Annotated in this window: 5 protein-coding genes and 1 pseudogene; 2 read left to right on the top strand and 4 right to left on the bottom strand. The window is 50.1% G+C overall.

Annotated features, from left to right (window positions below):
- Positions 1-206, bottom strand: a pseudogene (locus ADU22_RS23890) (Crp/Fnr family transcriptional regulator); the annotation flags it as partial.
- A gap of 276 nt (positions 207-482) precedes the next feature.
- Between ADU22_RS23890 and ADU22_RS23885 the strand changes: the two are divergent.
- Positions 483-1,478, top strand: coding sequence for a zinc-binding dehydrogenase (locus tag ADU22_RS23885; protein ID WP_053364734.1), 996 nt, complete (start codon positions 483-485; stop codon positions 1,476-1,478).
- A 166-nt stretch (positions 1,479-1,644) separates the two neighbouring features.
- Positions 1,645-2,994, top strand: a complete 1,350-nt coding sequence (locus ADU22_RS23880) for a glycosyltransferase family 2 protein (protein WP_053364733.1) — start codon at positions 1,645-1,647, stop codon at positions 2,992-2,994.
- A 61-nt stretch (positions 2,995-3,055) separates the two neighbouring features.
- On the opposite strand, the gene queF is transcribed toward ADU22_RS23880, so the two are convergent.
- From queF to ADU22_RS23865, 3 genes are all read right to left on the bottom strand, one after another.
- Positions 3,056-3,556 carry a preQ(1) synthase gene (gene queF / locus ADU22_RS23875; RefSeq protein WP_053364732.1) on the bottom strand — a complete coding sequence of 167 codons (501 nt, stop codon included), beginning with the start codon at positions 3,554-3,556 and terminating at the stop codon, positions 3,056-3,058.
- Between the two features lie 248 nt (positions 3,557-3,804).
- Complete coding sequence (locus ADU22_RS23870) at positions 3,805-4,137, bottom strand: hypothetical protein (RefSeq protein WP_053364731.1); 333 nt, start codon at positions 4,135-4,137, stop codon at positions 3,805-3,807.
- Positions 4,138-4,207: 70 nt separating this feature from the next.
- Entirely contained in the window at positions 4,208-5,524 is a 1,317-nt protein-coding gene (locus ADU22_RS23865; RefSeq protein WP_053364730.1) for a short-chain fatty acid transporter, read from the bottom strand.
- Positions 5,525-5,802 lie beyond the last annotated feature (278 nt).

Below are 5,802 nucleotides of genomic sequence, written 5' to 3'. Positions count from 1 at the left end.
AGGAAGGATACATACCAGCTGTAGACCATATTGCCATCAGGACCTTTTACCGGATTGGCCACCGCATTTTGCAGATACCCTGAAGCATCAAAACCGCCTGTCAATTTTCCCCACCCTGCCGTCATCCATGAATAGCCGAGATACAAACGAATCACAGTCAGAATACCAGCAGCAATTTTGTTTTCCCTTAAGAATGTTGCGAACATGAAGATCGCTTCCTTTCGTTTATAAATGATGTATTAAGTACACTTTCAATATATCAGACTCCCATGTAAAAAAACTGCCAATGTGACATAGTTCACAGTTTGTTAAAAACATCTTGACAGAAATATGACAGAAACCTGCAGAAAGGATGCATTCCTTTCTGCAGATGTTCACTCCCCGGGGCTGTTGATTAGGTTCCATGTGAACAATCAGGGGGAACTTGGTACAATAGGTGTGTTGGGACATGCCGACGAATCTTGTTAGTTGGAGGGATTGGATTGAAAGCATTGGTTCATGAGGGAAAAGCCGGCCTGGAAGGGCTGTCATACCGCGATATGCCGGAAGTGGAGCCTGGCGCCGGCGAAGTTAGGGTCAAACTGAAGACAGCGGGGTTGAATCACCGCGACCTATTTGTGCTGCACCGCCATAAACCGGAAGATCCGCCGCTGATCATTGGGTCGGATGGCGCCGGTATCATTGATGCCGTTGGCGAAGGCGTGGTCGGAGTAGAGGTTGGCGACGAAGTCATCCTGAACCCGGGCCTGGGCTGGAAGGAAAACAGCGACGCCCCTCCTGCAGGCTTTGACATCATCGGGCTGCCCGGCGATGGCACGTTTGCAGGACAAATCAATGTTCCGATTGACAATGTTGAACTCAAGCCTGGCCATCTTTCCTGGGAAGAAGCCGGCGTCCTGTCACTTGCCGCTTTGACCGCGTACCGGGCGCTGTTTACAAAAGGGAAGGTCAAGGAAGGCATGCATTTGCTGATTCCCGGCATTGGCGGCGGGGTGGCCACTTTTCTGCTGCAGTTTGCCAAGGCTGCGGGAGCAAAAGTATATGTCACTTCGCGTTCAGCTGAAAAATGCGAAAGCGCCCTGCAATTGGGAGCAGACCAGGCGCTCGACAGCAATGAGGATTGGGAGCAGGCCCTTGGAGGCCAAAAAATCGACCTGGTGATCGAGTCGGTGGGTGCTGCGACTTTCAATAAATCTCTGAAACAGCTTCGCCCCGGCGGCACGATTGTCACATTCGGCTCCTCTACCGGTGATACTGTAGACTTTAACCTGCGCGAGTTTTTCTATGGCCAGTTCACCATGCATGGCTCGACAATGGGCAGCAAGGAAGAATACAGGGAAATGCTGCAGTTCATTGATAAACACGGGATTAAACCTATAGTGGACACGATGTACACACTGGAACAATATGAGGAAGCGTTCAAGAGGCTGGAAGAAGCGAAACAGCTTGGGAAAATCGGATTTTATATCCCTGAATAAGACGATGGGGACCTGCTGCATGGCGGGTCCCTTTTAAAGTTAGAATTTGGACTTATTTTCCAAGCAAAAAGTCCATTATTCAATTTAATTCATACAGTATAATTGAACTATACATAGGTATTTTTAGTAAAATAAAAGGATAAACCCAGTCAGATGGAGGTGCAGCATGCTGCCCAATTTATCGCCTGTCCGCCATGAAGAACGCAATTACAGCAAATCTTATATCACGGTAACGAAAAAATTCTGGATCAGCCATGCATTCGCCCTTATATGGACAGCGTTCTCCATCTATTTGTCGGTTCCCTGGCTTGACTCCCTCTCGTCTGTCGTTCCCTGGATCGCCGCCCTTCTCATCATTGGCGGGATCGCCTATATTCCAGGCTATATGAATGCCTTTCTCTTGTCGAGCCTGCTGCTGGACAGGCAGCCCAAATATAAGAATGAGCGCCCTGCCGACCCGGTCACCGTCCTTATCGCTGCCTATAATGAAGAGAAAGGAATCTTCAACACCTTGAGCTATGTTGCCGGCCAGGATTATTCTTCCCGCCTGAAGGTCATAGTGGTGGATAACGATTCCAGTGATGCAACACCTGAGGAAGTGCTGCGGGCCAAAGAGGAATTGCGGCTCGACATCCTGCTAGTGAAGGAAAAAAGGAAGGGAAAGTTCCACGCCCTGAACAAGGGACTGCGGTATGTTCGCACTCCCTACCTGATTACACTGGACGCCGACACCCTGCTCCATCCGTCCGCCATCCGGTACATGGTCGCGAGGCTCAAAAGCAGCCCCGAAGATGTTTGTGCCGTGGCCGGGTCGATGCTCGTCCGCAACAGCCGGGAATCGATATGGACAAGAATTCAGGAGTGGGAATATTTCCTCGGCATTGCCTCGATCAAACGGCTGCAGGGATTATACCAGGGGACCCTTGTCGCCCAGGGGGCCTTCAGCCTTTATAAGACAAGCTATATCAGGGAAATCCAAGGCTGGCCGGACGCCATCGGCGAAGATATTGTCCTCACGTGGAGGCTTTTAGGCAAAGGCTGGAAGGTCTACTTCGAACCGCTTGCTGCGGCCTTCACAGACACCCCAGTCACCATCCGCCAGCTCATCAGGCAGCGCTCGCGCTGGGCCCGGGGCATGATCGAAGGGCTTAAGGAGATCAAGCCATGGAAACAGCCCCAGATTTATACAAAGTACCTGACCGGAATCAATTTTGTCATGCCCTATCTGGATGTAGTGTATACCTTCTTCTGGATTCCCGGCCTCGTGCTCGCGTTTTTCGGCATTTTTTGGATCGTGGGTCCAATGACGCTGTTTGTCCTGCCGTTGACCCTTGTAAGCTACGGACTTCTCTACAGGTACCAAAAGCGCTATGTTTTTGAAAACTTGCAGCTTAATATTCGTAAAAACAAGCTTGGTTTCCTCCTGTATATCCTGTTTTACCAAATGATCATGTCCCCGGTTTCGGTTTTGGGGTACCTACAGGAGCTTTTTAGGTTGAGGAGAGTTTGGAAATAAGAAAAGCATAAGCGCCTTGCCCTCAAATAAAAAGTGTCCCGGAGGTCCCGGGACACTTTTTTTAGCGGTTATCCACTTTTTCAGGGTAGAGGTCGTGGTTCATCAAACGGTGCTGGGCCATTTCTTCAAACTTGGTGCCAGGCTTTCCATAGTTGCACCATGGATCGATCGAGATGCCGCCCCTTGGCGTGAATTTGCCCCAAACCTCGATGTAGCGCGGGTCGAGGAGCTTGATCAGGTCATTCATGATGATGTTCACGCAGTCCTCATGGAAGTCACCATGGTTCCGGAAGCTGAATAGGTACAGCTTCAGGGACTTGCTTTCGACAATCTTTTTATCAGGAATATATGAAATATACATCGTCGCGAAATCCGGCTGGTTGGTCAGAGGGCAAAGACTCGTGAACTCGGGGCAATTGAACTTGACGAAATAGTCGCGTTCCGGATGCATATTATCGACGTACTCGAGAACCTCCGGGGCATATTGGAAAGCATATTGGGTATTTTGGTTCCCTAATAGCGTTAAATCTTTCAATCCTTGTTCATGGCTGCGGCCAGACATAGAAAAAACCTCCATTTATCCTTCGCTGCCTTCACAGGTAGAGACATAGCTAACCATAGCGAAGAAAAAAGCCATGTCCTGTATGGACATGGCGGCATCGTCATGGACCATAGTTTTTTATAGAGGGTTTGAAAGCTATGAACCTCTCCCGCCAAAGCACGGGTATTATTATCTTTTCTATCATAATGAAACTGAGGGACGCCGTCAACCGTTAAATGGAGCCTGGCTGTAAAGGCCGCTGCTGCATCCTAAGGTGACAGCTGGCGTTCTTTTGCTGCCCGGGCCTCTGCTTCGGCCCGCGCTTTTGCTGCCGCTGCGGCTGCAGCTTCTTCTTCCCGCTTGATTTCATAGGCGGTCGCCTGGATGGTCGAGCCCAATGAGTCCAGCTCGCGGGAAAGAACCGCTATTTCCTGGTTGATGCTGTCGAGCGCCCTTTGTACGTGCATGATTTCTTCTGCCTGCCATCCGCTGCTCAAACTGCTTTTTACATGGACGAGAGCGCTTTTAATCCCGTCGAGCGCCTCGGCCTGCTCCCTTAGTTTGGCCGCCTGCGAAGCGGCTTGCGTAACATTGATTCCCATATGATCACCTTCATCTTAAACTATTAACATATTTTAACATCAATTGAAGGAAGATGATACAGATTCGCTTTTACAGAAATAATAACCCCAGGGAAATCACAGTCCCGGTGATCAGCAGGGTGAGCACGCAGAAACCCATGATATCCTTTGCCTTCAAACCGGCAATCGCCAGAGCGGGCAAGGCCCAGAATGGCTGGATCAGATTCGTCCAGGCGTCGCCATAAGCCACGGCCATCGCTGTTTTCGGGATGGAGACCCCGAGCGCCTGAGCGGCTTCCAGCATGACCGGTGCCTGGACTGCCCACTGTCCTCCGCCTGAAGGAACGAAGAAGTTGACAAGGCCGGCACTTAAAAACGTAAAGAACGGGAAGGTAAACTGGTTGGACACCGAAACGAACGCCTCGGACATAACGGCCGCCAACCCTGAAGCCGTCATCATCCCCATGATGCCCGCGTAGAAAGGAAACTGGATAATAATGCCGCTGGCGCCCTTGACCGCATTCGTAACCGCTTCCAGAAAAGCCCTGGGCGTACCGTGGAACAAAATGCCAAGAGTCAGGAACAGGAAGTTGACGATATCCAGATTCAGCTTAAATCCGTTGCTTGTAAAATAGAAAAATAGGAAAACGAGGCCGAACAGCCCAATCAGCATCGATAGGACCATGCTGTTCTCAAGCCTTTCCGCAGGTGTCATGGCCGCTTTATGCTCAATGGCAGCGGCTGCCTCCTCCAGCAAGGACGGATCGACCGTGATTGTTTCCTCTTTCGATGGCATCATCAGCCGGTTGATGATCGGCAAAACGACAAACAGAGCGGCAAGGATGGCCAGGTTAAAGCCGGCAAAAATCGTCTGGTCGGTGGAGATAACTCCAATCATATCCTGGGAAAAGTGCCCCTCTGTCGCGATGGTCAATGGAATCGAGCCCGAAATCCCGCCATGCCAGACAACAAAACCCGAGTAAGCGCTCGCAATCAGGAGGCGGTAATCGACATTTTTAACCCTCTTGGCCAGCTCTTTCGCGAATAAAGCCCCGATGACCAATCCAAACCCCCAGTTGATCAAGCTGGCAATGGTGGATACGATGGTTACAATGATGATGGCCTGCCCAGGCGACTTGGCTGTCGAGGCAAGCGCTCCAAGACCTCTTTTAAAAATGGCCGAACTTGCCAGGACATGCCCTGTCACCAGCACGAGGACCATCTGCATCGCAAACAACAGCAAGCTCCAAAAGTCGCTTCCCCAATGCTGCACCATCTGGTACGGTCCATTATCGGTGAATAGGAGCCCAAGGCCGAACACGACAAAAGTAAGGATAATAACAAATAAAAACGGGTCCGGCAAATACCGCTGCATCAGCCGGTTGAAAAATGAAACAAGAATCTTCATGTTTATTCCTCCCTTTTTTAATACATTGTATTGGCTTTGCTGTGTCAGATATTACTGTGCAGGTGTTTTACTGCGAAATGCCAGTGGGAATGGCCGCTTTGGGAACGTTTACAATAAAGTGGGTGGTGCTTACGACAAAGGGATAGGTACTTACGACAAAATACTTGGTGTTTACGACAAAGTGGCAGTAGCTTACGACAAAACGCCCTGTCCTTACGACAAAATTTGGAGCGCTTACAACAAAAGGCCTTGCTTACGACAAAGTTTACGGTCTTTAC

This window comes from Bacillus sp. FJAT-27251 (genome assembly GCF_001273925.1).
In the GTDB taxonomy this organism is placed as follows: domain Bacteria; phylum Bacillota; class Bacilli; order Bacillales; family Cytobacillaceae; genus Mesobacillus_B.
This window is presented reverse-complemented; position numbering and strand designations above follow the sequence as displayed.

What these genes read in the sequence shown, in the direction of transcription:
- ADU22_RS23865 (WP_053364730.1), bottom strand. Translation starts at nt 5,524, where the DNA reads ATGAAGATTCTTGTTTCATTTTTCAACCGGCTGATGCAGCGGTATTTG.
- ADU22_RS23870 (WP_053364731.1), bottom strand. Translation starts at nt 4,137, where the DNA reads ATGGGAATCAATGTTACGCAAGCCGCTTCGCAGGCGGCCAAACTAAGG.
- queF (WP_053364732.1), bottom strand. Translation starts at nt 3,556, where the DNA reads ATGTCTGGCCGCAGCCATGAACAAGGATTGAAAGATTTAACGCTATTA.
- ADU22_RS23880 (WP_053364733.1), top strand. Translation starts at nt 1,645, where the DNA reads ATGCTGCCCAATTTATCGCCTGTCCGCCATGAAGAACGCAATTACAGC.